This is a genomic window from Pseudomonas sp. JV414 (assembly GCF_032424305.1).
Taxonomy (GTDB): Bacteria; Pseudomonadota; Gammaproteobacteria; order Pseudomonadales; family Pseudomonadaceae; genus Aquipseudomonas; species Aquipseudomonas lini.
Genome location: NZ_VYKC01000022.1, coordinates 1,047,636 through 1,062,797 on the forward strand (window position 1 = coordinate 1,047,636; position 15,162 = coordinate 1,062,797).

The window sequence follows — 15,162 nt, forward strand, 5'->3', positions numbered from 1 at the left end:
TAAAGCGGCGATGAGCCAGGATCGGGCTCACAGTATCAAGCGTCCGCTGTGGGCCGCGATTGGCCTGTGCTGTCTGGTATTTGTCCACCACGGCCTGGCGGGAGACCTGCCGCCAGCCCCCAGCGGCGTGGAGGCGATTGTCGACGCGCAATTGTTTCTGGAACTGGTAGTCAACCAAATGAACACCGGGCGTGTGATAGCGGTGGAGCAGCGCGGCGGACGCCTCTTTGTACCGGTCGCGGTATTGCGCGAAACCGGTATGAAGTTGCCGCAAGACCTCAGCGCCGAGATCGCCCTCGACAGTCTGCCAGGCCTGCATAGCGACTATGACAGCCAGGGGCAGCGGCTGTTGTTGAACGTCCCGCCAGGCTGGTTGCCGGAGCAGCTTGTCGGTAGCCAGGCCTACCCGCGTACCTCGGCGTTGAGCAGTTTCGGCGCCTTGCTCAATTACGACCTGTACCTCAACGACACCGATGACAGCGGCACCTACCTCGCGGCCTGGAACGAGGTGCGGCTATTCGACAGTTGGGGCACGCTGTCCAACACCGGGCAATACCGGCGCACGATTTCCGGAATCAGCAACGGCACATTGAACAATGGATATCGGCGTTACGACACCACCTGGCGTTACTCCGATGACGAACGTCTGCTGACCTATGAGGCGGGCGACCTGATCAGCGGCGCCTTGCCCTGGAGCAGTTCGGTTCGCCTGGGCGGTGTGCAAGTGTCGCGCGACTTCGGTGTGCGCCCGGACCTGGTGACCTACCCGTTGCCGCAGTTCGCCGGAGAGGCGGCGGTGCCATCCTCGGTGGATTTGTTCATCAACGGCTACAAATCCAGCAGCGCCGAGTTGCAACCCGGTCCCTACACGTTGACCAACATTCCGTTCATCAACGGGGCCGGTGAAGCGGTGGTGGTCACGACCGATGCCCTCGGTCGACAGGTCTCGACCACCGTACCGTTTTATGTCACCAGCAACCTGCTGCAAAAAGGCCTGATGGACTTCTCGGTGGCCGCCGGTACCCTGCGCCGTGACTTCGGAATTCGCGATTTCGGTTACGGTCCGGGCGTGACCTCCGGCAGCCTGCGTTACGGTCTGAACGACAGTCTGACCCTCGAAAGCCATGCCGAGGCCTCGGACGCGCTGTCCCTTGGCGGCGTTGGCGGCAACCTGCGCCTGGGCAACTTCGGCGTGCTCAACACGGCGGTCAGTCAAAGCCGGTTCGATGGCAATAGCGGTCAGCAAGTCAGCCTCGGTTATCAATACAGCAGCCAGCACTACAGCGTTTCTTATCAGCGTATGCAGCGCCGCGACCAGTACGCTGACCTGACCGTTGTCGACAGCCCCTATCTCAGCCTCAGCCAGCGTAGCGAGCAGTTGACCCTGAGCGTCAGTCTCAACGGCTGGGGCAGCCTCGGCGCGGGCTATTTCGATGTGCGGGCGGCGGATGATTCGCGCACCCGGTTACTCAATCTGACCTGGAGCAAGCCACTGTGGCGCAATACCAGTTTTTACTTGTCGGCCAATCGCGAGATCGGCGATAGCGACTGGGCGATGCAGGCGCAACTGATCATCCCCTTCGACCTGCGTGGCACCCTGAGTGTGAGTGGCGAGCGCAGCAAGACCGGCGAAAGCCGCCAGCGCATCAATTACAGTCGCGCTGTGCCCAGCGCAGGCGGCGTAGGCTTCAATCTCGGTTATGCCCACGACGAAGGCCCGGATTATCGTCAGGCCGACCTGACCTGGCGCCTGCAATCGGTGCAATTGCAGGCCGGGGTTTATGGCAGCAGTGATGCCGAAACCCGCTGGGCCGATGCCAGCGGTTCGCTGGTGTGGATGGACCACCAAGTGTTCGTCGCCAATCGTATCGATGATGCCTTCGTCGTGGTCAGCACCGGCGGATTTGCCGATATTCCGGTGCGTTACGAGAATCAACGGGTGGGCCAGACGGATAAAAATGGCCATCTGCTGGTGCCGTGGAGCAGCGCCTACTATCGCGGCAAATATGAAATCGATCCACTGAACCTGCCAACCAATGTGCAGAGTTCGAATGTCGAACAACGGGTCTCGGTGCGCCGTGGCAGTGGTTACCTGCTGGAGTTTCCTCTGAGCCGGATCATTGCCGCGAGTGTTGTACTGATGGATGCGCAGCAACACGAATTGCCCTTGGGCAGCCGCGTGCGACACGAGCAGAGCGGGGCGTATGCGGTGGTCGGTTGGGACGGGCTGGTCTATCTGGAAAATCTGGAAGAGCACAACGGTTTGCACGTGACCCTCGCCGATGGCCGAACCTGCCAGGCGCAGTTCACGCTGGACATGCAGCAGGACCAGGTGCCGTTGATCGGACCGCTGCTGTGTCAATGAAAACGCCAATGAAATGAACAGAGCAGGGAGATGGGCTGTGCAGTTTTCTGATCGATGGCCAGGTAACGCGGTTGGGCTGATGGCGATTTTTCTGCCATGTCAGGCTTATGCCTTGTGCGAGGTGGTCAGCACTTCACCGGCCGGCTTTGGCTCGATGAGTTCGATCGCGGTGCGTACCACTTTGCAAACCAGTTCCACCACCCATGCCGGTTTGAGTTGCACCGGTTCGTTGGCATCGTCGTTGGCCAGCGATGATCATTTTTACGCCACCATTACGTCGGCAACCGCAGGGGCGGTCGGGCCAACCGGTGATGTGATTGGTTACACGCTGTTTGCCAACAACAGCACCAGCTATCCAATCACTCGCGGCGTAGCGTTCGACTTCGCCCGACACTCGATCATCGATGACCTCGACCTGCTTTCCAATCCAGCGGTTGCCAAGGCCGTGCCGATCTACCTGAATACGATTATCGGCAGCAACGTGGCTGCCGGGATTTACTCTGAAACCCTGAACATTTTCTGGAGCTGGGATTATTGCCATGACTATGGTGGCGGCAGTTGTCAGGGGCGAGACATCAACAGCGGTTCCACCACTCTGACTGTCAATATGACCGTGGACAACGATTGCACGATCACTGCGCCGAACATCAGCTTTGGCAGCGCCTCGGTAATCAGTTCCTTCGCCACCGTCACTGGCCAGACGATCAACCTGGCCTGCACCAAGGGCAGTGCCTACACGGTGGGGCTGGACGATGGTCAGCATGCTGTTGGCGTGGGCGGGCGCAGGCGGATGATCTCGGGCAGCAATTACCTCGCTTACGACCTCTTCAAAAGCGCCGGAACCACTCGTTGGGGCAGCGTCAGCACGGCCCGCCGCGCCAGTTCCGATGCCGAGGTCAACCCCGGCAACGGCCTGGGAACCGGCAGCCAGATATTCAACTACAACGCCAAAATCTACACCGACCAGAGCACGCCCCCACCGGGAACCTATCTGGACAGTGTGGTACTGGATGTGGGTTTTTAGAAAGAACCTGAATACAGGATTGCGACCGTCGCAGCAGCTGGCGCCGGGCTCAGTGAACGTCAATCCAGTCTAATTTAAAGTGCGAGGAAAGGTTGCAGTGAATGTCGTTCCGCTCGTTAGAGAAGATGCTCCGGTGGTATGGGGGTGCCAAGGTTGTGCACCGTAATAACGACAGTTTGATCTTCGAAGCTCGAAGAAACGGTGTCTTCGCTATCGGCAGCACCGTAGGCTACTGCATTGGCGACCAGGTTGCCGATGAGCTGATAGAGCCGATCACTGTCGGCAGTAAAGTCACCTTGTCCAAAACGCAGCTGGGTCAACTCATGCCCGGGGAACGCCAGACTCAACTCGTCCAGACAGTCGGCCACCAGTTCGTTTAGGTCGACTGGTTTGGGCAGGACTTCGATACCTCGCCCGACCTGCGTCAAGGTGAAATCCAGCAGTAGCCAATCCAGCGGCAGAAGGTAAGGTTGACCTGTGCGATCTGGCCATTTTCTGCGGTAAGCAGTAAGCCACAATCAGCTTCGTCGAAGAGGATTTCAGAACCGGGCAGCGAATCGTCATCTGCTGGCATTTGCAGGGAAAACAGGGGACAGGCCACGATTGTTCGGCATATGCCTGAAGTCGTGGTCTGTCCCTTTTTATGTCAAGCGGGACGCGGTGCTTCAACAGGCGGGGTGCCGTCGTGAAACATCGTCTTCAGTTGAGCACGCAGTTCCGGTGAATCGGTGTGCTTGTGAACACTGACCGCATGCTGTGCGGCGGCCTCGAGCAGTTCGTTTTCAGAGTCTGCGGACAGCGCGACCGAGCATTTGGAATCGCTTGGAAACTCGCGGCAGTCGATGTATTTACGCGCCATGATCTTCTCCTCCCTACTATGAAGGCAGGCCGTGGCCTGCGTGAACGATCACTCGACACGCCACCCCATACATCAAACACGATTTCAGGTCGCTTCGAGTGTGCCAACTCTTAGAGTATAGGCCCGCCACAAGGCGCATCGTCACAGGCTTGCAACGACGCAAAGGGGTGTTTTCTTCAATACGGCGTTCAGGCGCCTCATTACCTTGAGGCCTGGTTCAACTGAATTGAAGCAGGTGTGTGATGAGTCTGATTGTTTCGATGGCAGCGTTTGCTCTGGCGGCATCCATTACACCGGGGCCGGTGAACATTGTGGCGTTGAGTTCGGGGGCACAGTTCGGTTTTCGCGCGAGCCAGCGGCATGTGGCGGGGGCGACCCTGGGCTTCGTGCTGCTGTTGGTGCTGATGGGGTTGGGGCTGCATGAACTGCTGAAACTGTGGCCGTTCATGACCCGGGTAGTGCAACTGGCCGGCGTGGCGTTTCTGTTGTTCATGGCTTTCAAATTGGCCACTGATAACGGTCAACTCGATGCCAAGGCGTCAGGTCGGGCGCCGTCGATGCTGTATGGCGCGGTGATGCAATGGCTCAACCCGAAAGCCTGGCTGGCCTGTGTCGCGGGGATGGGCGCGTTTGTCGCCGATGGCGAAGCGCGGCTGGTGTGGCAGTTTGCGGCGGTGTATCTGGTGATCTGCTATCTGTCGGTGGGTTGCTGGGCGTATGCCGGGACGTTTTTACGCGGCTATCTGAGCAACCCTGCGGGGATGCGCCTGTTCAATCGGGTCATGGCGCTGTTGCTGGCGGTGAGTGCGGGGTATTTGCTGTTGCCGTAGGTCTGGAGGGTGTTCCCCTAATAATGTGGGAGCGGGCTTGCTCGCGAAAGCGGTGTGTCATTCAACATTAATGTTGGCTGACCTGACGCTTTCGCGAGCAAGCCCGCTCCCACAGGGATTTGTGTGGCAGTTCCACCCATCAAGGCTTGTGGCGAGGGGAGGATGAGTTAGCCGCGATACTGCCCCGGTGTCGCCGCCAGATGCTGTTTGAATGCGCGCTGAAAATGCGCCTGATCGGCAAACCCCGCTTCCAGCGCCACATCGGCGATCAACCTGCCGCTGCGCAATTGATCCCGGGCGAACTGGATGCGCCGGTTGACCAGAAACGCATGAGGCGTCATGCCGTAATGCTGCTTGAACGCGCGGATCAGGTACGACGGCGACAGTTGCGCCGCTTCGCAAATGTCCTCGAGCTTGAGCATCTTTGTGCAGTTGTCGCGGATATAGTCGGCGGCCCGTTCCAGCTTGAAATTGGGTTCGCGCAGCGGTTGATCGATCGGGTTGAGCCGCTGTTGCACCTCGGTGAAAAATTCCACCGCCGCGCTGTGCTTGCACAGCACGTCTTGCTGCTGATCGACCAATATCTCGTACAAATTCTTCAGGCCGGCGAACAGTTCGACGTCACGATTGTGGGTGATGGAGAACCGGCGAAACGCCAAGTCCTGGCTGAAGCCGAGTTGATGCTGCAAATCGGTCAGCCAGGGCGTCTCGACGTACAGCATCAGGTACGACCACGGCTGGTCGTCGATCGGATTGCAGGCATGCACATCGCCTGGATTCATCAGCACCACCGTGCCGGCACTGACCTGAAACTCCGATTGCTCGTGGATATAGGTGCTGCGCCCGGCGGTGATCGCCCCGATAGAAAAATGCGCGTGGGAATGCCGGCTGTAGCAGACCTCGCGACCGTCGGCGATGGAACGGGCTTCGATGAAGGGCAGGGCGTCGTCACGCCAGAAGCGCGGGGCTTTGTCTGCATCTTTGGCGGCGGTGTGCTTCATCTCGGGACCCTCGGCGGTTCAGCTTTGGAGTGTATTAGCTCTCGCCGTCAAAGGCTCGTTGCAGCGTGGCGATGTCGAGTTTTTTCATTTGTAGCATCGCTGCCATGGCGCGCTGGGATTTGGCTGCGTCGGGGTCTTTCATCATGTCCATCAGAACGACCGGCACGATCTGCCACGACACGCCGAATTTATCCTTGAGCCAGCCGCATTGCTGGGCTTCAACGGGACCGCCCGCAGACAGGCGCCCCCAGAAGTGGTCGACTTCTTCCTGAGTGTGGCAATTGACCTGGAATGAGATCGCCTCATTGAACTTGAACACCGGGCCACCGTTAAGGCCGGTAAAGCTCTGCCCATCGAGTTCGAAACTGACGGTCATCACCGAACCTTCCGGCCGGCCATGGATTTCCTGACCGGCCTTGCCGTAATGGGTGACGCCGGTGATTTTTGAATGATCGAAGATCGCGCAGTAAAACTTCGCGGCTTCCTCGGCCTGATCGTCGAACCAAAGGCAAGGCGTGAGCTTTTGAACGCGGTGCATGGCGGTGCTCCTCTGCGGGTTAATCAGTCTGGATTATCAGCGTAGTCAGCCTGTGATCGCCCGGTGGCACCGTAGATCGATAACTCACAAGAAAACCGCTGCCGATCCCTCGGCAGCGCCTGGAGCAGGGATCAGAAATCCCACTTGGTCGTCAGTTGCAGGCTGCGCGGTTCGCCGTAGAAACCGGTGCCGAAGTTGCCGAGTCCGGTGTAATAGGTCTTGTCGAACAGGTTCTTGACGTTGACGGTCGCGCTCAGGTGATCGTTGAAGCGATAGCGTGCCATCAGGTCCACCAGGTAGTAGCTGTCCTGGGTGATGCGTGAGTACTGGCCGAAGTTGACGGTGTCGGAGGGGTTGGGCTGGAACACGTTGCCGAAAAACTCGCTTTGCCAGTTCACACCGCCGCCGACGGTCAGGTTTTCCCATGCGCCGGGCAGTCGATAGGTGCTGAACACGCGCACCACTTGTTCCGGGGCGGTGGTTTGCAGCACCGAGCCGTAGACGTAATCGCCTTTGGCATCGCGGGTATGGTTGTAGGTGTAGCCGGCTGACAGGTTCCAGCCTTCCATCACTTCACCGGCCAGCTCGAACTCGAAGCCTTTGGTGGTCGCGCCCTGAACGGCGCTGTACACCGACTCGGTCTCGAAGCCGCTGATGTATTGGGCGACGTTGTCCTGTTCAATGCGGAACACCGCGAAACTGGCGTTCAGGCGCCCACCAAAGTATTCGGCCTTGATGCCGGCTTCGTAGCTGTCGCCTTCCACCGGGTCGAGCAGTTGGCGCGCGGCGTCCTTGCTCATTTGCGGCTGATAGATGCTGGTGTAACTGGTGTACAGCGAATAAGTGTCGTTGAGGTCGTAGATCAGCCCGGCGTAAGGGGTGACCACTCCCGTCTGGCGATAACCGTCGCGCACGTCGGGCGTGTTCGGGTCGTTGTAGTCGAGGTGGTCGCTGCCCTTGAAGTCGCTGACCCGGCCGCCGAGGATCACCGATAGATCATCGGTGGGCTTGAGCCGGGTCGCCAGGTAGGCTCCGGTCTGGCGCTGGACGATGTCGTTATCGCCGATGCGCGGGATGTCCGGTTTGGGGAACTCGCCGCGCCAGTCGAAGACGCTGCTGTTTAGGGCCGGATAGACCGAGCCGTGCACCGGGATGTCCTGGCGGGCGTTCATCGACATGAAGCCGGCGATCAATTCGTGCTCGCGACCAAACAGGCTGAAAGGGCCGGTGAGGTTGATGTCGATGTTGTCCTGAACCTGATCGCCCTTGAATTTACCCATGTACATGAACATGCCGTTACCGGTGACCGGGTCCGGATTACCGCCGCTGGCCGAGCCGAGCAGGGTGTCGTGCTGGCGGTGTTTGCGGTCGTAGCTGACTTTCAGCGTCCAGTCGTTGGCCAGTCGTTGCTGCACGGAGGCGAAAATTGTCTGGTTGGTGAAGTCGCGACGGCTCCAGTCGGTGGCCGGGTTGAAGGAACGGGAGAAGTTGGTGCGCGAACCGTTGCTGAAGTACATCGGGAAACCGGTCCAGCTGGCGCCGCGCGAACGGGTATTTTGCTGGTCCATGCCGAAGGTCAGCAGGGTGTCCGGGGTCAGGTCCGCTTCGAGGATGCCGTAGGCGATGTCCTTGGTGTTCTGATAGTGATCCATGTAGGCGCTGCGATCCTGATAGACCCCGACGAACCGCCCGCGCACGTTGCCGCTTTCAGTCAGCGGGCCGGAAATGTCGCCTTCGCTGCGATAGTTGTCCCAGGAGCCGACCGTGCCGGCAATCGATGCCTTGAACTCTTTGGTCGGGCGCTTGCGGATCAGGTTGACGGTGGCCGAGGGATCGCCCGAACCGGTCATCAGGCCCGTTGCGCCTTTGATGATTTCCACGCGGTCGAAGGTCGCCATGTCGGTGCTGGTGGTGCCGTAATCGTAGACGCCGTCGTAGTCGGTATTGACGCCGTCGTACTGGAAATTGGTGATCGGCAGGCCACGGCTGGAAAACTCCCAGCGTTCGCTGTCGTAGTTCTGCACGCTGATGCCGGGGGCGCGGCGCAAGGTGTCGGCGATGCTGGTGGAGCCCTGGTCGTCCATTTGCTGACGGGTGATGACGGTCACCGACTGCGGTGTTTCGCGCAGGGACAGCGGCAGGCCTGTAGCCGAAGACGTCGAACCGGTGGTGTAGGAATGAGTGTCTTCAGTGGTGGCGCCCAGCCCCTGACCGGAAATGTTCGTGGCGTCCAGTTCCAGTGCGCCTTGTGAGGCGGGCACTGCTTGCAACACATAGCCGCCGTTGCCTTGGGGGCTGGCTTGCAGGCCGCTGCCTTGCAACAGTCGCTGCAACGCTTGCGAGTCGGTGTAGTCGCCGTCGAGGCCGGGGCTGCGCTTGCCGGCGGCGAGGTCGTTGTGACCGGCGAGGAAGACACCGCTTTGCTCAGCGAAGCGATTGAGTACGCTTGCCAAGGGGCCCGCCGCTATCGAGTAATGGCGTGTCCGGTGGCTGGACTGTTCACTGGCGCCCGTGGTGTCTGCTTGAGCGAGCGGCGCTGAAAAACTCAGGAATGCGGCCGGCAGGGCCAGCGCCAAGGGGCGCAGGGCAAAACGAGTGCGGGTGAAGGCGTTGCGTGACATGGCGTTCCCTGGAATCAGTTCGATCGGCAATGTGAGGTGCTTCTGAGGGGTTAACCGAACGAGAAAGACAAAAGGGAACCGATTGCCGAAAAAAGTTTTCCACTCAGGCTTTCGGGCCGACGCTGACCCACCAGGGGAAGGTATTTTGCACCCGGATCGGCAATGCCGCTTCCAGCAGGCGCAATGCCTGATCGGTGTCCTTGAGCGGGAACGAGCCCATGACCGGCAGCTCGGCAACTTTCGGATCGCAGTGCAAATGCCCCGGACGGTAGCGGTTCAATTCGTCGATCAACTGGCCCAGTGGCAGGTTGTCTGCCAGCAGCAGGCCATGGCGCCAGGCTTCCCGTGAGGGGCTGGCGGCGGTGCTCAGCGCCATTGTGCTGTCGCTGAACGCCAGTTGCCGACCGGCCTCGACAACCTGTACCGCGCCGTGGCGGGTGCGAACTTCGACAGCGCCTTCATAGACGCTCAGCAAGGTCTGTCGATCCTCTTGGCGAACGCTGAAGCGGGTACCCAGCGCCCGCAGTCGCCCTTGGGCGGTTTCCACCAGGAACGGTCGACCGGGGTCCTTGGCGGTGTCGATCAACACTTCGCCGCACTGCAACTGCAGCAAGCGTTGCGTGGCATCGAAGCGGACATTCAGCGCACTGAGTGCATTCAGCCAGATCCGGCTGCCATCGTTGAGCACGGTTTCGCGGGTTTCCCCGGTGCCGGTAGCGAGATCGGCAGTGAGCCGGCCGAGTGTTTCCGGCAACGGCGTGCCGCGCCATGCCGCCCATCCCGTCAGGCTGCCGGCGGTGAGTATCAGCAAGCTCTTTAGCGTGTGGCGGCGACTGATTGGCGAGCGGCCGGTGCCGCGCAGGACTTGGCTGACAGCCTGTTGCTCGCTCTCGTGTTGCAGCGGAGTGAAGCGCTGGCCGACCCGTTCGATGTAGCGCCAGGCGTCCTGATGGTCGGCACTTTGGGCTAGCCAGGCCTGCCAGCTCAGGCGTTCGTGATCGGCCACTTGTGGGTCGTGGAGTTGCACATACCACTGGGCCGCTTGCTCGAGGCTGGCATGGCTGAGTTTTTTCAGGGGGACGGCGGGCATGGGGTTATTCAATCAGCAACCCATCGAACTCGGCTTCGAGGATCGCGCAATGCATCATGGCCTGGGCCAGGTACTTCTTGACCATGCGCTCGCTCACGCCGATCTCGTCGGCGATGAGTCGGTAGGGCATGCCGTGCAACTGAGCCAGGATAAATGCATCGCTGACCCGCTTTGGCAAGCGCTGCAGCAGGGCGTCCACTTCGTGCAGAGTCTCGACAATGATCGCCCGTTGTTCCGGTGAAGGCTGCAAGGCGGGAGGTCGTGCGGCGAGCGTTGCCAGCCAAGCTTGCTCCAACTGCCGACGACGCCAGTGATCAATGCACAAACCGCGAGCAATGGTCGCCAGATAGGAGCGCTCGCGAACCTCGCAGTCGAACGTCTGCGGCCGCTTAAGCACCCGCATGAAGGTGTCATGAGCCAAGTCAGCGGCATCCATTGCATTACTGAGGCGTCGACGCAACAACTCATACAGCCATCGGTGATGGCAGGTATAGAGGTTTTGAACCGAAGAAAAGTCGGCGACTGTCATTGAGAGCACACGTCCGTAGCGACTGGCGTCGCGGGTGCAAATAAGAATTGGTCGCGATTAAAGCAAATGACCGGAAGTCTCGCAAATGATATTGGTTTGCTTTTAGGTGGGCTTGGCCCAGCTTTCCGATCAACCCGCGTAGAGCGACCGGTGGTCGATGAACATGGCTAGTGGGGCAAATTGCGCTTAGCTGTAGGGATAACCCTGTGGCGAGGGGGCTTGCCCCCGTTGGACTGCGAAGCTGTCCTAAAACCTGCAATCTCGTACTGCCAAGCACACCAGTATGCACTGGATTTGCGACTGCTTCGCAGCCGAACGGGGGCAAGCCCCCTCGCCACGAGGCGCCCCTTCAGAACACCGTGAGTCTGAGGAAACCCGCAATGCTGACCCTTAATATCAATGGCAAGGACCAGGAACTGGATGTCCCCGCGGACATGCCGTTGCTCTGGGTGCTGCGCGATGTCGCGCACCTGACGGGCACCAAATTCGGTTGCGGCATGGCCCAGTGTGGCGCTTGCACCGTACACGTCGATGGCGCGCCGCTGCGCTCTTGCATCACGCCCGCCACGGCGGTGGCCCACGGGCAGAAAATTCTCACCATCGAAGGCTTGTCCGCCGATGGCTCGCACCCGGTCCAGCAAGCCTGGGCCGAGCTCGACGTGGTCCAGTGCGGTTATTGCCAGTCGGGGCAGATCATGTCGGCGGCCGCCTTGCTGGCAAAGATCCCCAAGCCCACCGACAGCGACATCGACCAGGCGCTGTCCGGCAACATCTGCCGCTGCGGCACCTACCCAAGAATCCGCGCCGCGGTCAAACGCGCCGCCGAGATCGGTTGATACACGTCGAAGGGAGCTGACCCATGAACAGAATCAACCCTGTCTCGCGTCGCGGTTTTCTCAAGGGCAGTGCGGTGTTGGGCGGTGGTCTGGTGGTGGCGTTTGTCATCCCGGGTGCCAATCGCTTTGCCCTCGGCGCCGAGAATCAAGGAAATGTCTTCGCCCCCAATGCCTTTTTACGCATTGGCAACGACAACAGCATCACCGTGCTGCTCGGCCATTCGGAAATGGGCCAGGGCATCTGGACCGGCCTGACCATGTTGATCGCCGAAGAGCTGGACGCCGACTGGTCGAAAATCCGCGTCGAGCATGCGCCGGCCTCGGCGGCCGATTATGGCCTGCCGGCGTTTGGCGGAATGCAGATCACCGGCGGTTCGACGTCGACCTGGATGGAGTTCGACCGCTATCGCCAGGCCGGAGCGGCGGCACGCTTGATGCTGATCGAGGCGGCGGCCAAGCGATTCGACGTGGCGCCTTCGCAGATTCGCACCGAATCGGGCGTGGTCATTGCCGGCGACAAGCGCGCCACTTACGGCGAACTCGCGGATGACGCCGCCAAGCTGCCGGTGCCGGATCCGGCCTCGATCAAGTTCAAGGAAGCCAAGGACTGGAAAGTCATCGGCAAACCCACCAAGCGCCTCGACACCCCGGAGAAAATCACCGGGCAGGCGAAGTTCGGCATGGACGTGCAATTCGATGGGCTGATGACGGCGATGGTCGCTCGCCCACCGGTGTTCGGTGGCAGCGTCAAATCCTTCGAAGGCGCCGAGGCCCTGGCGGTGCCGGGCGTGCACAAAGTGGTGCAGGTGCCCACGGGTGTCGCGGTGATTGCCGATCATTATTGGGCGGCGAAGCTGGGGCGCGATGCGCTGAAGGTCGAATGGGACCTGGGGCCAAACGCCGGGCTCGACAGCCAACAGCTGCTGGAGAGCTTTCGTAAACTCGCCGCCACCCCCGGCACTTCTGCCAGTAAGGCCGGGGATGCGATGGCGACGCTGGGCAAAGCGGCAAAGACCATTGAGGCTGAATACAGCGTGCCGTACCTGGCTCACGCGCCGATGGAGCCGCTCAATTGCACGGTGAAAATTTCCAAGGATAAATGCGAAATCTGGACCGGCACGCAGTTTCAAACGCTGGATCAGATGATCGCGGGGAAGATCACCGGGCTCAAACCCGAACAGGTCGAGATCCACACCCAATTTCTCGGCGGCGGCTTCGGGCGTCGGGCCAACCCGACCTCGGATTTTGTCAGTGAAGCCGTGTACGTCGCCAAGGCAGCGGGCGGGCCGGTGAAAACCGTCTGGGCCCGAGAGGATGACATTCGCGGCGGTTACTACCGCTCGGCGTTCTTGCATCAGGCGCGCATCGGGCTGGGCGCCGACGGCATGCCGATGGCCTGGAAGCATGTGCTGGTCGGGCAGTCGATTCTGACGGGCACCTCGTTCGCGGCGACCATGGTCAAGGATGGCGTCGACAAAACCTCCGTCGAAGGCGTGGCCGACAGTCCTTACCTTGAGGGGCTGGCCAACCATCAGGTCGAACTGCATTCACCGCAAACCGGCATCAGCGTGCTGTGGTTGCGTTCGGTGGGACACACCCACACTGCATTTGTCATGGAGTCGTTGATCGATGAGCTGGCAGACGCCGCCGGCAAGGATCCGGTGGAGTACCGACGCGCCTTGCTCAAGGCGCATCCACGGCATTTGGGCGTGCTGAATCTGGCGGTGGAAAAAGCCAACTGGAAAGCACCTTTGCCGGACGGTCACGCATTGGGCGTGGCGGTGCATGAGTCCTTCGGCAGTTACGTCGCCCAAGTGGCCGAGGTATCGCAGGACAATCTGGCGATTCGCGTACACCGGGTGGTGTGTGCGGTGGACTGCGGCATTGCGGTCAACCCGCAGGGCATCGCCGCGCAGATGGAATCAGGTATTACCTTTGGTCTTGGATTTACCTTGCACAGCAAGCTGACGTTCAAGAACGGTCAGGTGCAGCAATCCAATTATCACGACTATCAGGTCCTGCGCCTGAACGAGATGCCGGTGGTCGAGGTGCATATCGTCCCCAGCAGCGACAAGCCCGGCGGCATCGGCGAGGTCGGTGTACCGCCCGTGGCGCCGGCCGTGGCGAACGCGGTGTTTGCCCTGACCGGGCAGCGTCTGCGGGACCTGCCGCTGCAACTGTCGGGGGTGTGAGATGAGACGACATCTGATTCTGGGCGCGGTGGTGCTGATCGGTCTGAGTGGCTATGCCTCTGACCTGTTCGCTGATGATAAAGAGGCAGTGAAGGCGTTCGACACGGTGCAGAAAGTGTTCCAGAGCCCGCGTTGTCAGAACTGTCATATCCCCGGCGATGCGCCGTTGCAGTTCGACGCCGGTGTTCCTCACGCAATGAATGTGGTTCGCGGCCTGGACGGCAAGGGCGCAGCCGGTTTGCCGTGTGCCAGTTGTCATGCCGAAAGAAATCCGCCGGCCAGTTATGGCCCCAACTCGCCACCCGGAGCGCCACATTGGAGCCTGCCGCCAGCGGCGCACAAAATGGCCTGGATCGGCCTGCCGCCCGACAAGTTGTGCGCGATGATCAAGGACCGATCCAGTAATGGTGATCGTGATTTTGCGGCGCTGATCAAACATGTCAGCGAGGACAAACTGGTGCTCTGGGGCTGGCGTCCGGGTGAGGGACGGGCGCCGGTGCCCGTGCCCCATGACATATTCGTCACCCAGTTCAAACTCTGGGCCGACGCTGGAGGGCCGTGTCCGCTGGCGGGTAGCTGACCAGCGGCGCGTTTATAGGGAGTCATACCGGGTGTGAACGACTCTAACGTTCATATCCATCAAGGAGTGAGAGATGTTAACCCCAGGCAAACCGCTCAAACCCGGCGCTGGCGCAGACATGCGTGCGCCGAATGCACTCGACAGCGCAGATCGCGATGTACTGCGCGATCTGGCGCGAAGGGCCGAGCAAGCGCTGATGGGCGTGCAGATGGCGAGCATGGATGAATTGACCCTGCTCTCCAATCGTCATGGCTTCGAGGCTTTGGCTCAGTTAGGGCTGGAGGCCTGTCAGCAGTTGGGCAAACCCGCGACCCTGCTGTTTTTCGACCTTGATGACTTCAAGCGCATCAATCAGCTGTACGGTCGCGCCGAGGGCGACGATGCCCTGAAAACCTTCGCCGATGTGCTACGCATCGCCTTTCGTGAAAGCGATGTGATCGGCCGGCTCGGCAGCGATGAGTTTGCTGCCTTGTTGACCGGCGCCGACGCCGTGGAAATCGCCGCGATCAGGGCGCGCCTCGAAGAAATACTCGATGAACGTAATGCCACGGCACATCGTGGCTATGACATTCGCTTCAGTATCGGGCAGATCGAGTTTGATCCTCGGCTACACCAGACAGCGCAAGACTTGTTGGCCTTGGTCGATAAGGCGATGCGCGACCGACAGTTCGACGCCCGTCATTGTTGAATGGCGTCT

At 60.4% G+C, this 15,162-nt stretch carries 14 protein-coding genes and 1 pseudogene; 7 read left to right on the forward strand and 8 right to left on the reverse strand.

Going from position 1 to position 15,162, the window contains the following annotated elements; all coding sequences use genetic code 11:
* Positions 1 to 10 precede the first annotated feature (10 nt).
* Positions 11 to 2,365 (forward strand): fimbria/pilus outer membrane usher protein, encoded by a 2,355-nt coding sequence (locus F6R97_RS28780; protein WP_048394566.1) that lies wholly within the window; start codon positions 11 to 13, stop codon positions 2,363 to 2,365.
* A gap of 79 nt (positions 2,366 to 2,444) precedes the next feature.
* A complete protein-coding gene (locus tag F6R97_RS28785) occupies positions 2,445 to 3,389 on the forward strand; it encodes a spore coat protein U domain-containing protein (RefSeq protein ID WP_050682508.1) in 945 nt (314 codons plus the stop codon).
* A gap of 116 nt (positions 3,390 to 3,505) precedes the next feature.
* Here the strand turns inward: F6R97_RS28785 and F6R97_RS28790 are convergent, their stop codons facing one another.
* Positions 3,506 to 3,907 carry an ATP-binding protein gene (locus F6R97_RS28790; RefSeq protein WP_315867510.1) on the reverse strand — a complete coding sequence of 134 codons (402 nt, stop codon included), beginning with the start codon at positions 3,905 to 3,907 and terminating at the stop codon, positions 3,506 to 3,508.
* A gap of 128 nt (positions 3,908 to 4,035) precedes the next feature.
* Positions 4,036 to 4,248, reverse strand: a complete 213-nt coding sequence (locus tag F6R97_RS28795; protein ID WP_008074349.1) for a DUF1059 domain-containing protein — start codon at positions 4,246 to 4,248, stop codon at positions 4,036 to 4,038.
* A 242-nt stretch (positions 4,249 to 4,490) separates the two neighbouring features.
* On the opposite strand from F6R97_RS28795, the gene F6R97_RS28800 reads away from it, so the two are divergent.
* Positions 4,491 to 5,078 (forward strand): LysE family translocator, encoded by a 588-nt coding sequence (locus tag F6R97_RS28800; RefSeq protein WP_038984117.1) that lies wholly within the window; start codon positions 4,491 to 4,493, stop codon positions 5,076 to 5,078.
* Between the two features lie 26 nt (positions 5,079 to 5,104).
* On the opposite strand, the pseudogene F6R97_RS28805 reads toward F6R97_RS28800, so the two are convergent.
* The 6 genes and pseudogenes from F6R97_RS28805 to F6R97_RS28830 all read right to left on the reverse strand — a co-directional run.
* A pseudogene (locus tag F6R97_RS28805) lies at positions 5,105 to 5,218 on the reverse strand (metal ABC transporter ATP-binding protein); the annotation flags it as partial.
* 27 nt (positions 5,219 to 5,245) lie between these two features.
* On the reverse strand, positions 5,246 to 6,079 hold the full coding sequence (locus F6R97_RS28810; protein WP_315867511.1) for an AraC family transcriptional regulator: 834 nt from the start codon (positions 6,077 to 6,079) through the stop codon (positions 5,246 to 5,248).
* A 34-nt stretch (positions 6,080 to 6,113) separates the two neighbouring features.
* On the reverse strand, positions 6,114 to 6,617 hold the full coding sequence (locus tag F6R97_RS28815) for a VOC family protein (protein ID WP_038984115.1): 504 nt from the start codon (positions 6,615 to 6,617) through the stop codon (positions 6,114 to 6,116).
* Positions 6,618 to 6,748: 131 nt separating this feature from the next.
* The gene (locus F6R97_RS28820) at positions 6,749 to 9,238 is read right to left on the reverse strand and encodes a TonB-dependent siderophore receptor (protein ID WP_315867512.1); all 2,490 of its coding nucleotides are present in this window, start codon (positions 9,236 to 9,238) and stop codon (positions 6,749 to 6,751) included.
* 103 nt (positions 9,239 to 9,341) lie between these two features.
* The gene (locus tag F6R97_RS28825; protein ID WP_315867513.1) at positions 9,342 to 10,328 is read right to left on the reverse strand and encodes a FecR domain-containing protein; all 987 of its coding nucleotides are present in this window, start codon (positions 10,326 to 10,328) and stop codon (positions 9,342 to 9,344) included.
* 4 nt (positions 10,329 to 10,332) lie between these two features.
* Complete coding sequence (locus F6R97_RS28830; RefSeq protein WP_315867514.1) at positions 10,333 to 10,857, reverse strand: sigma-70 family RNA polymerase sigma factor; 525 nt, start codon at positions 10,855 to 10,857, stop codon at positions 10,333 to 10,335.
* 380 nt (positions 10,858 to 11,237) lie between these two features.
* Between F6R97_RS28830 and F6R97_RS28835 the strand changes: the two genes are divergently transcribed.
* The 4 genes from F6R97_RS28835 (at position 11,238) to F6R97_RS28850 (ending at position 15,153) form a co-directional block, all read left to right on the forward strand.
* Complete coding sequence (locus F6R97_RS28835) at positions 11,238 to 11,693, forward strand: (2Fe-2S)-binding protein (protein WP_007906916.1); 456 nt, start codon at positions 11,238 to 11,240, stop codon at positions 11,691 to 11,693.
* Between the two features lie 23 nt (positions 11,694 to 11,716).
* Positions 11,717 to 13,885 (forward strand): xanthine dehydrogenase family protein molybdopterin-binding subunit, encoded by a 2,169-nt coding sequence (locus tag F6R97_RS28840; RefSeq protein WP_315867515.1) that lies wholly within the window; start codon positions 11,717 to 11,719, stop codon positions 13,883 to 13,885.
* A 1-nt stretch (position 13,886) separates the two neighbouring features.
* Positions 13,887 to 14,465, forward strand: a complete 579-nt coding sequence (locus tag F6R97_RS28845) for a hypothetical protein (protein WP_315867516.1) — start codon at positions 13,887 to 13,889, stop codon at positions 14,463 to 14,465.
* A gap of 73 nt (positions 14,466 to 14,538) precedes the next feature.
* Complete coding sequence (locus F6R97_RS28850) at positions 14,539 to 15,153, forward strand: GGDEF domain-containing protein (protein ID WP_038984109.1); 615 nt, start codon at positions 14,539 to 14,541, stop codon at positions 15,151 to 15,153.
* Positions 15,154 to 15,162 lie beyond the last annotated feature (9 nt).

Excerpts from the sequence above, each read along its gene's own strand:
- F6R97_RS28780 (WP_048394566.1), top strand. The coding sequence starts at position 11 with ATGAGCCAGGATCGGGCTCACAGTATCAAGCGTCCGCTGTGGGCCGCG.
- F6R97_RS28785 (WP_050682508.1), top strand. The coding sequence starts at position 2,445 with ATGGCGATTTTTCTGCCATGTCAGGCTTATGCCTTGTGCGAGGTGGTC.
- F6R97_RS28795 (WP_008074349.1), bottom strand. The coding sequence starts at position 4,248 with ATGGCGCGTAAATACATCGACTGCCGCGAGTTTCCAAGCGATTCCAAA.
- F6R97_RS28800 (WP_038984117.1), top strand. The coding sequence starts at position 4,491 with ATGAGTCTGATTGTTTCGATGGCAGCGTTTGCTCTGGCGGCATCCATT.
- F6R97_RS28810 (WP_315867511.1), bottom strand. The coding sequence starts at position 6,079 with ATGAAGCACACCGCCGCCAAAGATGCAGACAAAGCCCCGCGCTTCTGG.
- F6R97_RS28815 (WP_038984115.1), bottom strand. The coding sequence starts at position 6,617 with ATGCACCGCGTTCAAAAGCTCACGCCTTGCCTTTGGTTCGACGATCAG.
- F6R97_RS28820 (WP_315867512.1), bottom strand. The coding sequence starts at position 9,238 with ATGTCACGCAACGCCTTCACCCGCACTCGTTTTGCCCTGCGCCCCTTG.
- F6R97_RS28825 (WP_315867513.1), bottom strand. The coding sequence starts at position 10,328 with ATGCCCGCCGTCCCCCTGAAAAAACTCAGCCATGCCAGCCTCGAGCAA.
- F6R97_RS28830 (WP_315867514.1), bottom strand. The coding sequence starts at position 10,857 with ATGACAGTCGCCGACTTTTCTTCGGTTCAAAACCTCTATACCTGCCAT.
- F6R97_RS28835 (WP_007906916.1), top strand. The coding sequence starts at position 11,238 with ATGCTGACCCTTAATATCAATGGCAAGGACCAGGAACTGGATGTCCCC.
- F6R97_RS28840 (WP_315867515.1), top strand. The coding sequence starts at position 11,717 with ATGAACAGAATCAACCCTGTCTCGCGTCGCGGTTTTCTCAAGGGCAGT.
- F6R97_RS28845 (WP_315867516.1), top strand. The coding sequence starts at position 13,887 with ATGAGACGACATCTGATTCTGGGCGCGGTGGTGCTGATCGGTCTGAGT.
- F6R97_RS28850 (WP_038984109.1), top strand. The coding sequence starts at position 14,539 with ATGTTAACCCCAGGCAAACCGCTCAAACCCGGCGCTGGCGCAGACATG.